Source organism: Rathayibacter sp. Leaf248 (assembly GCF_920939495.1).
GTDB classification, from domain to species: Bacteria; Actinomycetota; Actinomycetes; order Actinomycetales; family Microbacteriaceae; genus Rathayibacter; species Rathayibacter caricis.
On the sequence record NZ_CAKLAV010000001.1, the window covers coordinates 39,109 to 55,665 of the forward strand.

Consider the following 16,557-nt stretch of genomic DNA (forward strand, 5'->3'; position numbering starts at 1 on the left):
ACATGACCGCACCCTTCCGACGATCCCGCGCGGCGTCCGCCGCAGCGCTGGCCCTCGCCTCCGCGCTCGCCCTCACCGCCTGCTCCGGCGCCTCCGACGCGGGCACCGGCTCGGGCGACTCCGCCCCGGTCGACGGCGGCCGCCTCCGGCTCGCGTTCTTCCCCGACAACGCGGCGTTCTCGTGCGTCGACCCCTTCCAGACCTACTGGATCGAGCACCGCACGGTGATCCGCAACGTCGCCGACTCCCTCACGGACCAGGACCCCGAGACCGGCGAGATCCGGCCCTGGCTCGCGACCGACTGGACGGTGGACGACTCCGGAACCGAGTACACCTTCGACCTGCGGAGCGACGTGACCTTCTCGGACGGCACCGCGTTCACCGCCGACAGCGTCAAGACCGCCTTCGACAGCGCGCAGGCGACGCTCGCCGAGCTGCCCTCCGCCTACGGAGGCGTCTACCTCGCGGGGTACGCCGGCACCGACGTCGTCGACGCCGATACCGTGACCGTGCGTTTCGCCGCACCGAACGCGTCGTTCCTGCAGGGCACCTCGACCACCAACCTGGCGATCCTCGCGGCCTCCTCGTACGCGGCGACCTCCGAGGAGCGCTGCCTCGGGAACGTCGTCGGCTCGGGCCCGTTCACGCTCACCGACTACACGCCGGGCACGGGCATCACGCTCGACAAGCGCGACGGGTACGCCTGGGGCTCGGCGCTGCGCGAGAACACGGGGGAGGCGCACCTGGACGGGATCGACGTCACCTACGTCGCCGAGGACAGCGTGCGTGTCGGACAGCTCACCAGCGACGAGATCGACGTCGCCTGGCCGCGCAACCCGATCACCGAGAACGACCAGGCCGTGATCACGGGCGGCGGCGACACGGTCGAGAGCCGCGCGCTGCCGGGGCCCGCGAGCAACTACTACCCCAACGTCGCCGAGGGGCGGATCCTCTCGGACGAGCGGGTGCGGCAGGCGGTGCAGAAGGCGATCGACCGCGAGACCTACGCGACGACGGTGTTCGGTGCCGACTACCCGGCGGTGACGAGCGTCTACAACACGACCACGCCCTACTGGGTCGACGAGTCGGACGCTCTGGCGTTCGACGCCGAGGGCGCGGGCGAGCTGCTCGACGAGGCCGGCTGGGAGCTCGGCGACGACGGGTACCGGTCGAAGGACGGCCGCAGGCTGACGCTGTCGGTCCCGATCGTCGCGCAGTTCGGCGCGGGGGATCAGCTGATCCAGGACCAGCTGAAGCAGGTCGGCATCGATCTCGAGCTGAACGTGATCACCAACGCCCAGCGCGCCGACGTGCTCGGCAGCGGGCAGTACGACCTGATCTCGACCTACTACACCCGGGCCGATCCCGGAGTGATCCAGTGGATCGTCGACTCGCGCGTCGCGGGGTCGAAGGCGCAGGCGGTCAACAACTTCGCTCCGGAGCAGGCCGCCGAGGTGCAGGCACTGCTCGACGAGGGCGTGCAGACGGTCGACCCGACCGCCCGTGCCGCGGTCTACGCCGAGCTGCAGGACTACCTGATCGACGACGCGCTCGTGTTCCCGTTCGCCGAGCGGGTGCAGCTGGCGGGCGTCTCGTCCAGCGTGCACGGCTTCCGCTTCACCTCGGAGTCGTTCGGCGACTTCGCCGACGCCTGGATCCAGCGGTGACGACCCTCGAGGCTCCGCCCGCCGCGGTCGGGGGGAGGCCGGGCTCGCGCTCCGCCTCCTCCGGCCTCGGCCGGTACGTCCTCGGGAGGGTCGCTCAGGCGGTCCTCGTGCTCTGGGCCGCGTACACGGTGACCTTCGCCGTGCTGTGGCTGCTGCCGAGCGATCCGCTGGCGCTCCTCCTGTCGGCCAACAACGTCGAGCTCGACTCGCTCTCGCCGCAGCAGCTCGCCGAGGCGCAGGCCCGCTACGGCCTCGACCAGCCGGTCTGGCAGCAGTACGCGGGCATGCTCGGCAGCGCGCTGCGGGGCGACTTCGGCACGTCGATCACGAAGGGGATCCCGGTCACCGACCTGATCGCCGCGAAGCTGCCGGGCACGCTGCAGCTCAGCGCTCTGGCGATCGGCCTCGCCCTGGTCGGCGGCACGGCGCTCGCGTACCTCGCGGCGCTCGTGCAGTGGCGGCCCCTCAAGACCGTGCTGGGGAGGCTCCCCTCGGCGGGAGTGGCGTTCCCGGGCTTCTGGATCGGGCTGCTGCTCATCCAGTTCTTCGCCTTCACGCTGCACCTGCTGCCGTCCACGGGCAGCGCGACGCCGGCGAGTCTGATCCTGCCGGCGGTCACGATGGCGATCCCGACCTCGGCGATGCTCGCCCAGGTGCTGATCCGCAGCTTCGCGGATGTGCAGGCGCAGTCGTACATCACGACCGCGCGGGCGAAGGGGCTCGGTCGGGCGGCGGTGCAGTGGCGGCACGCGTTCCGCAACGCCTCGCTCCCGACGCTGACGATCCTCGGCGTCCTCGCCGGCAACACCGTGACGGGGGCGATCGTGGCCGAGACGATCTTCGCCCGGCAGGGCATCGGCACTCTCGCCCAGGAGTCGGTGCTCACCCAGGACGTGCCGGTGGTCCAGGCGATCGTGGTGCTCGCCGCCGCGGTCTTCGTGGGCGTGAACCTCCTGGTCGACCTGCTCTACCCGCTCCTGGATCCGCGCATCACCTACACCCCGAAGGCGGCTCGACCGTGACGCTCGAACTCACCCGTCCCGACACCTCCGTCGAGGCCGCGCCGCCCGTCGTGACTCCCGTCGCGACCGCGCACGGGCGCGGGGCGCGGCGGCGGCGGACGCTCCGCCTGCTCCTGCGCCGACCGGGCTTCCTGATCGCCCTCGCCTTCGCCGTCTTCGTGCTGGTGTCGGCGATCGCTCCCGCGTTGTTCACCTCGTACGATCCGTACGCGACCGCTCCGATCGACAAGCTCCAGGCGCCGAGCGCCGCGCACCTCTTCGGCACCGACGAGCTCGGCCGCGACCTGTTCGCGCGCGTCCTGCACGGCGGAGCGCTCACGATCCAGGCGACCGTGATCGCCCTGGCCATCGCCCTCGTCGGCGGTCTGACGCTCGGCGTCGTCTCCGGCTATTCCGGGGGAGTCGTGGACGCCGTGATCATGCGGATCGTCGACGTCCTGCTCGCCGTCCCGGGCCTGCTGCTCGCGCTCGCGATCGTCACGGCGATCGGATTCGGGACACTGCCGGTCGCGCTCGCGGTCGGGATCGGGATCCTGCCGGGATTCGCCCGGACGACGCGGGCGGAGGTGCTCCGGGTGAAGACGCTGCCCTACGTCGAGGCGGCGCGCACCGGCGGAGCCACGCGCCTGCGGGTGCTGGTGCGGCACGTGCTGCCCAACTCCTGGGGTCCGGTCGCCGTCCTCGCCGTCCTGGATCTCGGCACGGCGATCATCGCGGTCGCGGCGCTGAGCTTCCTCGGCTTCGGTGCAGCTCCGCCCGCGGCCGAGTGGGGCACGCTCATCTCGACCGGCCGCAACTACCTGGTGACGAGCCCGTGGCTGTCCCTGCTGCCCGGTCTCTTCGTCGGACTGCTGGTGTTCTCGCTCAACCACGTCGCCAAGACGATCGAGGAGGTGCAGCGATGAGCGCGCTGGTGCGGCTCGAGAGCCTCTCGGTCTCGTACGACGGCCGGCCCGTGGTGCACGACGTCTCGCTCGAGATCGCCCCGGGCGAGATCGTGGCGGTGGTCGGCGAGTCCGGCTCCGGCAAGTCCACGACCGCGAACGCCGTGCTGGGCCTGCTCCCGGCGAACGGCCGCGTGACGGGCGGATCGATCACGATCGACGGCTCCGACGTGACCGCCGCGTCCGAGAAGGAGCTGCGCCGACTCCGCGGACGGGTCGTCGCCCTCGTGCCGCAGGACCCGATGGTCGGGCTGAACCCGACGATGCGCATCGGCGCGCAGGTCGCCGAATCGGTGCGCCTGCGGGGAGTCGACCGCCGCTCCGTCGACGCGGAGGTGCTGGCGGCGCTCGCCGAGGCCGGCATCGACGACCCGGAGCTGCGCTCCCGGCAGTACCCGCACGAGCTCTCGGGCGGACTGCGCCAGCGGGCGCTCATCGCGATCGCCCTCGCCGGGAAGCCGCGGCTGATCATCGCCGACGAGCCCACCTCGGCGCTCGACGTCACGGTGCAGAAGCGGATCCTCGACCACCTGCAGTCGCTGGTCCGGGAGCAGGGCATCTCGCTCCTGATCATCACCCACGATCTCGCCGTCGCCGCCGACCGGGCCGACCGGGTGCTCGTGATGCGCTCGGGCCGCGTGGTCGAGGAGGGGGCACCCGCCCGGATCCTCGTCGCTCCCCGCGAGGAGTACACCCGGGCGCTGATCGCCGCCGCCCCGGGCCTCGGACACGGCGGCGCGATCGTGCCGCGCTTCACGCGGGTGGAGCCCGCTCCGGAGGTGCTCCGGATCGAGAACGTGGTGCACGAGTTCGCCCTGCCGGGCCGCCGTGCCGACCTCCGCGCGCTGGACGACGTGTCGTTCTCGATCCGCGCCGGGCAGACCCTCGCCCTGGTGGGGGAGTCCGGATCGGGGAAGACGACCGCCCTGCGGATCGCGCTCGGACTCGTCGCGCCGACGAGCGGACGCGTGCTCGTCGAGGGCGTCGACGTGACCCGGGCGCGCGAGCGGGAGTGGCGGCCGCTGCGCCGCCGGATCCAGCTCGTGCACCAGAACCCGTTCGCCGCGCTCGACCCCCGCTTCACGGTGCTCGAGTCGGTGATCGAACCGCTGGTCTCGTTCCGCCTCGGGGACCGCTCCTCGCGGCTGCAGCGGGCCCGCGAGCTCCTCGAGCGCGTCGGGCTGCCGGAGTCGTCCCTCTCCCGACTGCCGGTCGAGCTGTCCGGCGGCCAGCGCCAGCGCGTAGCTCTCGCCCGGGCTCTCTCGCTCGGGCCGGACCTCGTGCTCCTCGACGAGCCGGTCTCGGCGCTCGACGTGTCGGTGCAGGCGCAGATCCTCGACCTGCTCGTCGAGCTGCAGCAGGACCTCGGAGTGGCGTACCTGTTCGTCTCGCACGATCTCGCGGTCGTCGCCGAGGTCTCGCACGAGGTCGTCGTGCTGAACCGTGGGCGCATCGAGGAGGCGGGGACGACCGCGCAGGTCTTCGGCTCGCCACAGGCGGAGTACACCCGGGCGCTCCTGGCCGCCGTGCCGGGCACGTCCGTCGCGGGAGCCGTCGCATGAGCGGGCGCTTCGTGGTGATCGGAGCGGGCGCCGTCGGCTCCGTCCTCGCCGCGCAGCTCCATCTCTCCGGGCACCCCGTCGTCCTCGTGGCCCGGGGGGAGCAGCTCCGCGTGCTGCGCAGGAGCGGGCTCACCGTGCGCCGGCCGGCGGGCGACGAGATGGTCGCCGTTCCGGTGGCCGCGGGGCCGGAGGACGTCGCGCCGACCCGCGGCGACGTGCTCGTGCTCGCGGTCAAGGCGCAGGACGCCGAGGCGGCGCTCGCCGAGTGGGCCTGGACACCGCTGGTCGACGGGGGAGCGGGCGCCGACCTGCCCGTCCTCACCCTGCAGAACGGGCTCGCGGCCGAGGACGCGGCGCTGCGCCGCTACCGCGACGTCTTCGGCGTCTCGATCGGCATCGCCGCGAGCTTCCTCGAGCCCGGCGAGGTCGTCTCGCCGTCCTTCCCGACCGTAGGGGTGCTCTGGATCGGCCGGTACCCGGACGCGGAGGACCCGCGCGCCGAGGAGTACGCCGCGATCCTCCGCCGAGCCGGATTCGCCGCCCGCGCCGTCGGCGACATCAGCGGCTGGAAGGCCCGGAAGCTCGTCGTCAACACGGCGAACGGCCTCGACCTCTTCGCCGGCACGGACGTCGAGAGGGCGCAGGCGCGCACGGCGCTCGCCGCGGAGGCGCGGGCCGTGCTGCTCGCCGACGGCCGCGCGATCGCCGAGGACGACGGCACGCGCCTCGTCGTCGATCCGGTCCCCGGGCACGTCCCCGGGCGCCTCTCGACCTGGCAGAGCTTCGCCCGCGGCGCCGGGAGCGAGGTCGACCTGCTGAACGGCGAGATCGTGCTGCTCTCGCGGCGCACCGGCGTGCCCGCGCCCGTGAACGAGCGCCTCCAGTCCCTCCTCGGCCGACGCGGAGCGGAGGCGGCCCGCGCGCCGCTCGCGCTGGCCGAGCTCCTGCATCCCCACAACGTTCCCTCAGAGAGAGTTCCCGCATGACCGCCCCCTCCCTCGCACCCGCTCCCCTCGCCTTCGACGAGCCCGACGGGATCGCCCCGCGCGGCACGCTCGTCGTGCTCGCAGGCCGGGGCGAGACCCCGGCCGTCTACGAGCGCTTCGGCTCCCGCCTCGCACGGGATGCCTACCGGGTCCGCGTGCTCGGCGAGGCGACGGCCGACGGCGTCGCCGATGCCGCGCGGGCGCTCCTCGCCGATCCGTCCCTCGTCGCCCCCGTCGTGCTCGTCGGCTCCGACGCAGGCGCGGCGATCGCGCTCGAGATCGCGGCCACCACCGCGGTCGACGCCGTCGTGGTCGCGGGCCTCCCGGTCCGCCCCGAGGGAGCGGCCGTCGCCGATCGCACCGCCTGCCCGGCCCACGCCGGCGTCCTCGCCCGCGAGACCGGCTCCGTCGCCACCGCTGTCCTGCCGCCCGAGCTGCTCGCGGTGGCGGCGAGCGCCGTCGCGGTGCCGCTGCTCGCCCTGCACGGCGAAGCCGACCCGGTCAGCCCCGTGGAGGAGGCGGTCGCCGTGCACCGCACCGCCCCGCACGCCGAGATCCATCTGGTCGCGGGCGGCCGGCACGACGTCCTGAACGACGTCTCGCACCGCTCCGTCGCCGCGACCGTCGTGCTCTTCCTCGAGCGGGTCAGGGCCTCGGCGGGTGCCGCGCCGATCGTCGAGCGGCTCGACGCGTGAGCGCCCTCGCGCCCGATCTCCCCTCCCTCCGCGCCGACCGCTCGGGCTGGTCCCCGGGCGGAGTCCCGGCGGAGGTCGTCCGTGCCCGCTCGGTCGACGAGGTGCGCGCGACCCTCGCCCGGGCGTCCGCGGAGGGGATCCCCGTCGTGACGCGGGGAGCCGCCTCCGGGCTCGCGGGAGCCGCCAGCGCCGGGGAGGGCTCGCTGATCCTCGACGTCTCGGGACTGGACCGCATCCTCTCGATCGACCCCGTCGACCAGGTCGCGCGGGTCGAGCCCGGCGTGATCACGGCCGATCTCGACCGGGCCGCCGCCGAGCACGGCCTCCTCTACGCCCCGGACCCCGGCAGCGTGGAGATCTCGACCGTCGGCGGCAACATCGCGACGAACGCCGGCGGCCTCCGCGGAGCCAAGTACGGGGTCACCCGCGACGCGGTCCTCGCCCTCGACGTCGTGCTCGCCGACGGATCGCTCGTGCACCTCGGGCGCGACACCCTGAAGGGCGTCGTCGGTCTCGACCTCACGGCACTCGTCGTGGGCTCGGAGGGGAGTCTCGGCGTCGTCGTCGGCGCCACGCTGCGGCTCCTCCCGCGGCCCCGGTCCGTCGCCACCGCCGCGGCCTACTTCGCCGACGTCGCGACCGGAGCCGAGGCCGCCACCGCCCTCGCCCGTGCGGGCCTGCGCCCGAGCGTCCTCGAACTGGTCGACGACCGCACGCTGGGGGCGATCGACGCCCTCCGCGGCACCGCGCTGGCCCTCCGCGGCGGCGCGTTCCTCCTGGTGCAGACCAACGGCTTCGGCGCGGCCGACGAGATCGAGGCGGTCCGCACCGTCCTCGCCGAGACCGCCCTCAGCGTCGAGACGACGCTCGACCCCGCGGAGGGACTCGCGCTCGCCTCCGCTCGCCGCGACGCCCTCCCCGCGATCGAGGCGCGCGGCCGGGTCCTCATCGAGGACATCGCCGTGCCGCGGTCCCGGCTCGCCGAGGCGATCCGGCGGGTGCACGCGATCGCCGAGGACACCGGTGCCGACGTCTACGTCTTCGCCCACGCGGGCGACGGCAACCTGCACCCGATCATCCGCGTGCGCGACGACTCCGACACCGCCCGCCTGCAGGCCGACGCCGCCGCGGAGGCGGTCTTCGCCCTCGCTCTCGAGCTCGGCGGCACCGTCAGCGGCGAGCACGGCGTGGGCGCCCTCAAACGCGAGTGGGCCCGCCGCGAACTCGGACCCGAGGTCGTCGCCCTCCAGCGAGCGGTGCAGCGGGCCTTCGATCCGCAGGGCATCCTGAATCCCGGAACAGCGCTGTGAGCGCCCCCTCGAAAGGACCGTCATGACTGACACCCCCGCCCGGAGCGACGTCCTCGTCGCCCCCGACGAGCTCGAGGCGGCCCTCGCCTCGCCCGAGCCGCCCTTCGTCCTGGACGTGCGCTGGCGGCTGGACCGCCCCGACGGGCGCCCGGCGTACCTGGAGGGCCACCTGCCCGGCGCGGTCTACGTCGACCTCGACCACGAGCTGGCGGAGCACGGTGCACCGGAGCAGGGACGGCACCCTCTGCCCTCCGTCGAGCGGCTGCAGGAGGCGGCGCGCCGCTGGGGCCTGCGGCAGGGGCAGTCCGTCGTCGTCTACGACGACCTCAAGAACCTGTCGTCGGCCCGTGCCTGGTGGCTGCTGCGCTACGCCGGCGTGGCGGACGTGCGCCTGCTCGACGGCTCGCTCCGCGCGTGGACCGGCTCGGGCCGCCCGCTCGCGACCGGGCCGGTCGAGCATCCGGAGGGGGACGTGGAGCTGCGCTACGGCGCGCTGCCCGTACTCGACATCGACGCCGCCGCCGCCCTGCCCGGGCACGGCGTGCTGCTGGACGCCCGTGCACCCGAGCGGTTCCGCGGGGACGTCGAGCCGATCGACCCGCGGGCGGGGCACATCCCCGGCGCCCGCAACGCTCCGGCGACCGCGAACGTCGACGACTCCGGCCGCTTCCTGCCGGGCGACGAGCTCCGCGCCCGCTTCGAGTCCCTGGGCGTCACCGGCGACGCGCCCGTCGGCGTCTACTGCGGTTCCGGAGTGACGGCCGCAGCCGATGCGGTCGCCCTCACGCTCGCGGGCTTCGCCCCGCAGGTGTTCCCGGGCTCCTGGTCGCAGTGGTCCAACACGCCGGGCCGCCCTGTCGCCGTCGGCGACGCCTGAGCCGCGCAGAACGACGGAGCGGCCGCCCTCGGATCCCGAGGACGGCCGCTCCGTCGTTCGAGCAGGTCAGCCGAGCCGCGAGTGCTCGCCGAGGTGGTGCCAGGTGCGGTTGTGGTAGACCAGCGGCGCCGTGGCGTCCGAGTCCTCGGGAACGTGCGCCTCGAGGGCGTGCACGGCCACGATCGTGGACGAGCCCGCCTCCATCCGGTTGATGACGGTGCCGCGGATCCACGCCGCGGCGGCCGGGAAGTAGGGCTCGCCCGTCGGCAGCCGCGACCAGAGCGACGTGTCGGCGAAGCGGTCGATCCCGCTCGTCGAGCCCAGCCGCGCGAGGTCGAGCTGCTGCGCGCCGAGCAGGTGCACGACGAGCGTCTCGGAGGCGCGGATCGCGGGCGTGCTCGAGGAGGCCGCCGACAGCGAGAAGACGAAGAGCGGAGGCTCGGCGCTGACCGAGAACACCGAGGTCGCGGTCAGGGCGACCGGGCCGGTGCCCGGGTCGGCCGTGATCAGCGCGACGCCCGCGGCGTGGTTGCGGAACGCGAGCTTGAACTCCTCCGGGGACAGGCCGGCGAAGGCCGCGCGGTGGTGCGCGCCGGCGTCGGCGTCGGAGGTGGTGGCGAGGTTCTCACGGCTCATCGGAGACTCCTGATCGTTCGGGGTGCGGCGCGGCGACCGGGACGGCCCGCCTTCGTGCCGCAGCACGGTCCCTCCAGCCTGTCGTACAGACCCCGGGACCTCGGCCGCATTGCGGAGTATGACACCGGCGCCTGCAGGTCCCCTCGGCATCCCGCAACCGGTGGCAGAAGACCGGATGCCCGCGCAGACTCGGAGGATGGCCCACCGTGTCCGCGAGTCCTCCGCCCGCCCCGAGAGCAAGGTCTGCGCCTCCTGCGGCCGCGAGATCCAGTGGCGCGCGAAGTGGGCGCGCGACTGGGAGGACGTCAAGTACTGCTCCGACGCCTGCCGTCGCCGGGGAGTCGGCCCGGAGGAGGCGCGGTTGGAGGACGAGATCCGCACCGTCCTGCTCGCCCGGGCGGCGTCCTCGACCGCCTGCCCGTCGGAGGTCGCGCGGAAGGTCGGCGGCGAGGACTGGCGGCCCCTGATGGAGCCCGTGCGCCGCGCGGCGCGCCGGCTCGTCGACCGCGGCGAGATCGAGATAGTGCAGGGCGGGCAGGTCGTCGATCCGTCGCGCGCGAAGGGCCCGATCCGGCTCCGACGGCGCCGCGGAGGGCCCCTGTCGCCCGGAGGCACCGCGGGCTAGCGTGTGGGCATGCCCCGTGACGCCGTCGTCCTCACCGTCCCCGGACCTCACGGCGATCGCGAGGTGCGGCTCTCGAGCCCCGACCGGGTGCTCTACCCCGCGCCGGGGATCACCAAGCGCGAGGTCGCCGAGTACCTCATCGCCGTCGGCGACGCGTTCGTCGCGGCCAATGGCGACCGCCCGATCTCGCTGCAGCGCTTCTCCTCCGGGATCGACGGCGAGCAGTTCTTCTCCAAGAACCCGCCCAAGGGCGCACCGGAGTACGTCCGATCGGTGCCGGTGACCTACCCCAGCGGACGCGTGCATCCGCAGCTCGTGATCGACGAGCCCGCCGTCGCGGTCTGGGCCGCGCAGATGAACACGCTCGTCTTCCACCCGTGGGCCTCGCGGGCGGAGGACTCCGACCACCCCGACCAGCTGCGCATCGACCTCGACCCGCAGCCCGGCACCGGCGTCGCCGAGGCGGTGCGGGCCGCGCACGTCCTGCGCGAGGTGCTCCGCGAGGCGGGGCTGGAGGCGTTCGTGAAGACCTCCGGCAATCGCGGGCTCCACGTGTTCGCGCCGATCGTGCCCGAGCACGAGTTCCTCGTGGTGCGCCACGCGGTCATCGCCGCCGCCCGGGAGCTCGAGCGGCGGATGCCCGAGGACGTCACCACGGCATGGTGGAAGGAGGAGCGCGGCGAGCGCCTCTTCGTCGACTTCAACCAGGCGAACCGCGACCGCACCATCGCCGGCGCTTACAGTCCGCGTCCTCTGCCGCACGCGCCGGTGTCGTGCCCCGTGGAGTGGGAGGAGCTCGACGGCGTCGACCCCGCCGCCTTCACGATCCGCACGGTACCGGACCGCCTCCGCTCCACGGGCGACCCGTGGGCGCGGATGCACGAGACCGCGGGCACGCTCGAGACCCTGCTCGGCTGGTGGGAGCGGGACGTGTCGGAGGGGCTCGGCGAGCTGCCCTTCCCGCCCGACTTCCCGAAGATGCCGGGGGAGCCGCCGCGCGTGCAGCCGAGCCGCGCGAAGAAGCCGGTCGGCTGACCGCCCCTCAGCCCAGGACGTCCTGCAGGTCGTAGGCGACCGGCTGCTCCAGCTGCTCGAACGTGCACGAGCGCGCCTCGCGATCCGGGCGCCAGCGCTCGAACTGCACCGTGTGCCGGAACCGGTCGCCCTCGCGCTGGTCGTAGCGCACCTCGAGCACGCGGATCGGTCGCAGCCGGACGAAGGACGTGTCCTTGGCGCCCGAGAAACGGCTCCGCTCGCCGTCGCCGCGCACGGGGTCGCCCGACTCGTCGCGCTCCACGGCGTCCGCGAGCTCGTCGACGAGCTCGATCCGGCGCGCGTCCGAGAAGGCGGAGGCGCCGCCCACCTGCCGTAGCTGGCCGTCGTCGTCGTAGAGGCCCAGCAGCAGGGAGCCGACGCCGGGCTTCGAGGTGTGCTCGCGGTAGCCGATCGCGACGACGTCGGCCGTCCGGTGGTGCTTGATCTTGAGCACCGTGCGCTTGCCGGGGGAGTACGGGGCCGCGAGCGGCTTCGCGATCACTCCGTCCAGGCCCGCTCCCTCGAACCGCTCGAGCCAGTCGCGGGCGAGGGCCTCGTCGTCGGTGCTGCGCCCGAGGTGCAGCGGATGCGGCACGCCCTCGAACAGGTCGGCGAGCGCCGCGCGGCGGGCCGAGTACGCCTCCTCCAGCAGCGAGCGCCCGGCGACGGCGAGCAGATCGAAGGCGACGAGCATCGCCGGGGTCTCGGCGGCGAGCGTGGCGACCCGGCTCGCGGCCGGATGGATCCGCTGCGAGAGGAGGTCCCAGTCGAGCCGCTGCGCGCCGTCGGGCCCGGTCGCCAGCACGATCTCGCCGTCGACGACGCAGCCGTCGGGGAGGAGGCGTCCGAGCGCCTCGACGAGCTCGGGGAAGTAGCGGGTGAGCGGCTTGGAGCCGCGGCTGCCGATCTCGACGACGCCGTCGGAGACCGAGACGATCGCGCGGAAGCCGTCCCACTTGGGCTCGTAGGAGAAGCCGCCCGCGACGCTGTCCTGCGCGGGGACGGCGGCCACCGCCTTGGCGAGCATGGGGGCGATCGGGAGGGGGAACGGGAGGTCCATCCTGCGATCATCCCGGGCGCCCCGGCTCGGCGCACCCCCTTCGGGCGCGTCCGACACCGCCACCCGCGCGCCACTCGGCTTTCGTTCTGCGCCACTGCACCGCGAGACTGGGCGCATGCACACGTGGGCGCGCGCTTCCCGACCGCACGACGGACCGATCCGATCGGGCCGAGGGCTCCGAAGAGGAGTCATGACCATCAGACGCGCGAGCGTGCCCGGACGGAGCGTGCGCTGATGGCGCGCCCGACGTCCGCGGCCCGGCGACTGCTCTCGAAGGTCCAGTCCCTGACCGGCGGCCGCGAGGAGGCGGCGCCGCCGATCACCATGGTGCCGACGCGGAAGGTGATCCCCGCCGATCCGGAGCCGATCTTCGCGTCGGAGGAGCCCGTCGAGACGGAGGAGGTCGCCGACGAGACGGCCGCGTCGCCGCTCTCCGACGACACCCTGCCCAGGAGTGCCGTTCCGGTGCTGAGCCGCGCCCGCGAACTCGACCTCGCCGCCGCGCGGTCCGCTGCAGCCGGGACCGAGGCCCCACCCCGCGAGGTAGATACTGACGCCGCACCCGAGGAGCCCGATCTCGACCGCACCCTCGCTCGACGTCCCGGTGCGGAGTCGTTCGCACCCTTCGTGGTTCCCGACGCCGAGCCTGCTGTCGCCGCCGAGGAGCCGGACACCGATCCGGACACCGATCCGGACGCCGAGTCGGTCGTTCCGCCGGTCGTCGAGCCCCAGCGCGCGCCGGTCGTCGAGCCGGAGACGTCGCCCGACGTCGAGCCAGTCGAGGAGCCCACCCCTCCCGCGGAGCCTGAGCCCGCTCCTCCGATCGAACCGGAGCCGACTGCGCCGATCGAACCCCCGCCGGGACCGCTCACCGAGCCCGAGCCCGAGCCGGAGCCGCCCGTCATGGCGGTCCCGGTTCCGCCCTTCGGGGCGCTGACGCACCGGCCGGAGTCGCGATTCGCGCCGAAGCCGCCCGCCGCCTCTGCGCCCGCGGTCGCGTCGGTTCCCCAAGACGAGCCCGTGCACGAGCCCGTGTCGGAGGCGCCCTCCGACGCGCAGCCGATGTCTCCTGACCCGATCGTGGCCGAGCCGATCGACGCCGATCCGGTCGAGGCCGAGCCAGCCGAGGCCGAGCCGATCGACGCCGAACTGGTTGAGGCCGAGCTGGTTGAGGCCGAGCTGGTCGAAGACGAGCCGACCGAGGCCGAGCCGATCGAAGACGAGCCGACCGAGGCCGAGCCGATCGAAGACGAGCCGACCGAGGCCGAGCCGATCGACGACGAGCCGACCGAGGCCGAGCCGATCGACGACGAACTGGTCGACGACGAGCCGGCCGAGGTCGCGCCGGTCGAGACGTCTCCGGGTGACGACACGACGATCGGTATCGAGATCTTCGAGCCCGAGCCCGAGCCCGAGCCCGAGACCGAGCCCGCGACCCCCGTCGCACCCCCGCCCCCAGCACCTCCCATCCTGCCGATCGCGGCGCCTTCCGCTCCGCGCGCCGCGCCCGCGGCGCCTCCCGTCGATCGCGGCGACCGCTCCGCCCTCCCCGCTCCCGTGCCCGCCTCCGAGCACCGCTGGCACGGCAGGGAGCAGGACTCCGACGACGAAGGCACCGTCGTCCCCGTCCGCCCCCGCCGCCGCCGCCTCCTGATCGGCGCCGGCATCGCGGCAGGCGTCCTCGTGATCGGCGGCGCCCTCGTCGCCGTCCCGCTCCTCCTCCCCGACGACGGCGACGCCGTGGGCACCGCCGGGACGGCCGGCGACCCCGCCGCCACCGTGGAGGCGATCGCCTGGATCGCCTCCACGGTCGACCCCGACTCCGTGCTGCTCGTCGAGGACGACCTCGTGTCCGACGTCACCGCCGCCGGGTTCCCCGCCGACACGATCGTCGCGGAGTCGACACTCGCCGCCGCCGCGCCGGACTCCGCCTGGCGCGTGGTCGAGTACGTCCTCGCCACCCCCGCGCTGCTCGCGGATGCGTCCGGCGAGACCGCGACCGCGCTCGAGAACTCCGAGGCGGTCGTGAGCTTCGGCAGCGGAGACTCCGCGGTCGAGGTGCGCCAGGTGCTCGCCGACGGCGCGGATCAGGCCTCCGCCGACGACGCCGTCCTCACGGCGGCGCGCGCGTCGGCCGGCGGGCAGCTGGCGACGAACCCCGCCCTCGCCGCGACTCCGGCCGCCCGCGAGCTCCTCGAGGCGGGACGGGTCGACTCCCGTCTGCTCCTCCTGCTCGGTCAGCAGCTCGCCGCCTCGCCGCTGTCGGTCGCCGACTTCCCGGCCGCAGCCGGCGAGCCCGACGGGGTGCGCCACCAGATGCTGCTCTCGGGCTTCAACGGCGCCGACCTCCCCGGAGACGCCGCCGCCACCGCGTCCGCCAGGGCGTGGCTCGACAGCCAGACGGGCGACTTCGTCCCCACCTCCGTCGAGTCCACCGACGCCGGCCTGCTCGTGACCCTCGACCTCGACGAGCCGTCCGGGCTGCTCCCGGGCGCCCCCTGAACGTCCCCCTCCACCCGAAGGACCCGCCATGCTCCCGACCACCCGCTCCTCCCGTCCCCGCCGCGTCTCGCGCGCCGCGGTCGTCCTCGCCGCCGCGTCCGCGTTGGCCGCACTCGGCGCCGCGCCCGCCTCGGCGGCCGAGCAGGAGACGGGATGGGTGCGGGTCGCGCACCTCTCGCCCGACACGAAGGCGGTCGACGTGACCCTGACGTCGCTCTCGGGAGGCGGAGCCGCGTTCGAACTCGACGACGTCGCCTACGGGGCGGTCTCGCCGTACTGGACTCTCGACACCGGGACGTACGTCGTCTCGATGGTCCCCTCGGACGCTCCGGAGGGGACCGCGCCCGTGATCGAGCAGGCGGTCGACGTCACCGGCGGCACACCGCTCACGGTCGCGGCCCTCGGGCGCAACGCCGTCCTGAGCACGACCGTGTTCACCGACGACCTCACCCCGCCCGCCGACGGGCAGGCCCGCGTCCGCGTGATCCAGGCCTCGACCACCGCGTCCCGGGTCGACGTCTCCACCGCGGCAGGCATCCCGCTCGCGACCGGCGCGGCGCAGGGCACGGCCTCGTCCTACACGAGCGTGCCGGCGGGCCCGTCCGGCCTCGACGTCTCGGCCGGCTCCGTCTCCGCCACCTCCGATCTCGACCTCGCTCCCGGATCCGTCGCCTCGCTCTTCGTCCTCGACGACGCGAACGCAGGCCTCGTGCTCTCTCCCGTGCTCGACTCCGCCGCCGTGGGCGATCTGCCCACCGGAGGCATCCAGACCGGCGGAGGAGCGACCGCCGTGCACGTCGCGTCGACCGGTGCGGCTCCGATCGTCTCCGGGGCCCTCGGAGTGGTCTCCGTCCTGGCGGTGTACGGCCTCATCGCCGGAGCGGTCGCCCTGATCGCCCGGCGCTCGAGCGTCGGCGGACGCGCGAGCTGATGCGGCGCGGTCCCCGCGCGGCGATCGTCCTCGCGGCCCTGCTCGCGCTGGCCGGCTGCTCGGCGGCGGAGCCCGCCAATGAGGGCGGACCCGCCGCCTCCGCTCCGGCGACGGCTTCCACGACCGCGCGGTCGACCCCCGGCGCCGGCGCGGCGGCGGCCCTGCAGGACCCGGTCGCCGCCGCGGCTCCGGCCCGCTCGGCGGTCGTGCCCGAGCGCGTGGTCATCCCCGCGATCGGCGTCGACTCGTCGCTGGAGTCGCTGACGCGGGACGGGACCGGCTGGATCCAGCCGCCCGTCGCCGTCGACCGGGCGGGCTGGTACCGGGACGGAGTCGTCCCGGGTGACATCGGGCCCGCGGTCATCGCCGGCCACGTCGATTCGCGGATCGGCCCCGGAGTCTTCCTCGACCTCTCCGCGCTGGTCCCCGGCGACACGGTCGACGTCGTGCTCTCGGACGGCAGCACCCGCACCTTCGAGGTGACCGGCTCGGTGAGCGTGCCCAAGGAGGACTTCCCGACCGAGGACGTCTACGGCCCGACCCCCACCGCGCAGCTGCGGCTGATCACGTGTGGAGGGGTGTTCGACGACTCCTACGGGCACTACGTCGACAACGTCGTCGTCTCGGCTCAGCGCGTCTCCTGACCCCTCGGACGTCGCGCGACTCGCAGCCGGTTCGGTGGTTCGCCGCGTACCCTCCCGGGGT

15 protein-coding genes are annotated in these 16,557 nt (G+C 74.3%); 13 read left to right on the top strand and 2 right to left on the bottom strand.

The window, feature by feature from the left end; all coding sequences use genetic code 11:
* Positions 1–2 precede the first annotated feature (2 nt).
* From LRG51_RS00210 to LRG51_RS00245, 8 genes are read left to right on the top strand one after another with little or no spacing between them, the layout of a single operon-like run.
* On the top strand, positions 3–1,667 hold the full coding sequence (locus LRG51_RS00210) for an ABC transporter substrate-binding protein (RefSeq protein ID WP_230670327.1): 1,665 nt from the start codon (positions 3–5) through the stop codon (positions 1,665–1,667).
* Positions 1,664–2,689, top strand: a complete 1,026-nt coding sequence (locus tag LRG51_RS00215; RefSeq protein WP_230670329.1) for an ABC transporter permease — start codon at positions 1,664–1,666, stop codon at positions 2,687–2,689. The genes LRG51_RS00210 and LRG51_RS00215 overlap by 4 nt, the downstream gene beginning before the upstream one ends.
* A complete protein-coding gene (locus LRG51_RS00220) occupies positions 2,686–3,594 on the top strand; it encodes an ABC transporter permease (protein WP_107575361.1) in 909 nt (302 codons plus the stop codon). The genes LRG51_RS00215 and LRG51_RS00220 overlap by 4 nt, the downstream gene beginning before the upstream one ends.
* Positions 3,591–5,195: a dipeptide ABC transporter ATP-binding protein gene (locus LRG51_RS00225; RefSeq protein WP_230670331.1), complete on the top strand. Its 1,605-nt coding sequence runs from the start codon at positions 3,591–3,593 to the stop codon at positions 5,193–5,195. The genes LRG51_RS00220 and LRG51_RS00225 overlap by 4 nt, the downstream gene beginning before the upstream one ends.
* Positions 5,192–6,181: a ketopantoate reductase family protein gene (locus LRG51_RS00230; protein WP_230670333.1), complete on the top strand. Its 990-nt coding sequence runs from the start codon at positions 5,192–5,194 to the stop codon at positions 6,179–6,181. Before LRG51_RS00225 ends, LRG51_RS00230 begins: the two co-directional genes overlap by 4 nt.
* Complete coding sequence (locus LRG51_RS00235; RefSeq protein WP_055794813.1) at positions 6,178–6,876, top strand: alpha/beta hydrolase; 699 nt, start codon at positions 6,178–6,180, stop codon at positions 6,874–6,876. Before LRG51_RS00230 ends, LRG51_RS00235 begins: the two co-directional genes overlap by 4 nt.
* Entirely contained in the window at positions 6,873–8,186 is a 1,314-nt protein-coding gene (locus LRG51_RS00240; RefSeq protein ID WP_230670335.1) for an FAD-binding oxidoreductase, read from the top strand. The genes LRG51_RS00235 and LRG51_RS00240 overlap by 4 nt, the downstream gene beginning before the upstream one ends.
* A 22-nt stretch (positions 8,187–8,208) precedes the next feature.
* Positions 8,209–9,063, top strand: coding sequence for a sulfurtransferase (locus LRG51_RS00245; protein WP_055794817.1), 855 nt, complete (start codon positions 8,209–8,211; stop codon positions 9,061–9,063).
* A 66-nt stretch (positions 9,064–9,129) separates the two neighbouring features.
* Here LRG51_RS00245 and LRG51_RS00250 read toward each other — a convergent pair whose 3' ends face one another.
* The gene (locus LRG51_RS00250) at positions 9,130–9,699 is read right to left on the bottom strand and encodes a flavin reductase family protein (protein WP_055794819.1); all 570 of its coding nucleotides are present in this window, start codon (positions 9,697–9,699) and stop codon (positions 9,130–9,132) included.
* 196 nt (positions 9,700–9,895) lie between these two features.
* Here LRG51_RS00250 and LRG51_RS00255 point away from each other — a divergent pair, with 196 nt between their 5' ends.
* Together LRG51_RS00255 and ligD are read left to right on the top strand one after the other, a co-directional pair.
* The gene (locus tag LRG51_RS00255) at positions 9,896–10,324 is read left to right on the top strand and encodes a DUF2256 and DUF3253 domain-containing protein (protein ID WP_055794820.1); all 429 of its coding nucleotides are present in this window, start codon (positions 9,896–9,898) and stop codon (positions 10,322–10,324) included.
* A 9-nt stretch (positions 10,325–10,333) separates the two neighbouring features.
* The gene (gene ligD, locus LRG51_RS00260) at positions 10,334–11,359 is read left to right on the top strand and encodes a non-homologous end-joining DNA ligase (protein ID WP_200931051.1); all 1,026 of its coding nucleotides are present in this window, start codon (positions 10,334–10,336) and stop codon (positions 11,357–11,359) included.
* A 7-nt stretch (positions 11,360–11,366) separates the two neighbouring features.
* On the opposite strand, the gene LRG51_RS00265 is transcribed toward ligD, so the two are convergent.
* Positions 11,367–12,419, bottom strand: a complete 1,053-nt coding sequence (locus LRG51_RS00265) for an ATP-dependent DNA ligase (RefSeq protein WP_230670337.1) — start codon at positions 12,417–12,419, stop codon at positions 11,367–11,369.
* A 234-nt stretch (positions 12,420–12,653) separates the two neighbouring features.
* On the opposite strand from LRG51_RS00265, the gene LRG51_RS00270 reads away from it, so the two are divergent.
* Genes LRG51_RS00270 through LRG51_RS00280 form a run of 3 tightly spaced genes read left to right on the top strand, consistent with a single transcriptional unit; the run spans position 12,654 to position 16,496 of the window.
* On the top strand, positions 12,654–14,921 hold the full coding sequence (locus LRG51_RS00270; RefSeq protein WP_230670339.1) for a hypothetical protein: 2,268 nt from the start codon (positions 12,654–12,656) through the stop codon (positions 14,919–14,921).
* Positions 14,922–14,949: 28 nt separating this feature from the next.
* Positions 14,950–15,852, top strand: coding sequence for a DUF4397 domain-containing protein (locus tag LRG51_RS00275; protein WP_055794826.1), 903 nt, complete (start codon positions 14,950–14,952; stop codon positions 15,850–15,852).
* Positions 15,852–16,496 carry a class F sortase gene (locus LRG51_RS00280; protein ID WP_055794828.1) on the top strand — a complete coding sequence of 215 codons (645 nt, stop codon included), beginning with the start codon at positions 15,852–15,854 and terminating at the stop codon, positions 16,494–16,496. Before LRG51_RS00275 ends, LRG51_RS00280 begins: the two co-directional genes overlap by 1 nt.
* Positions 16,497–16,557: the final 61 nt, after the last annotated feature.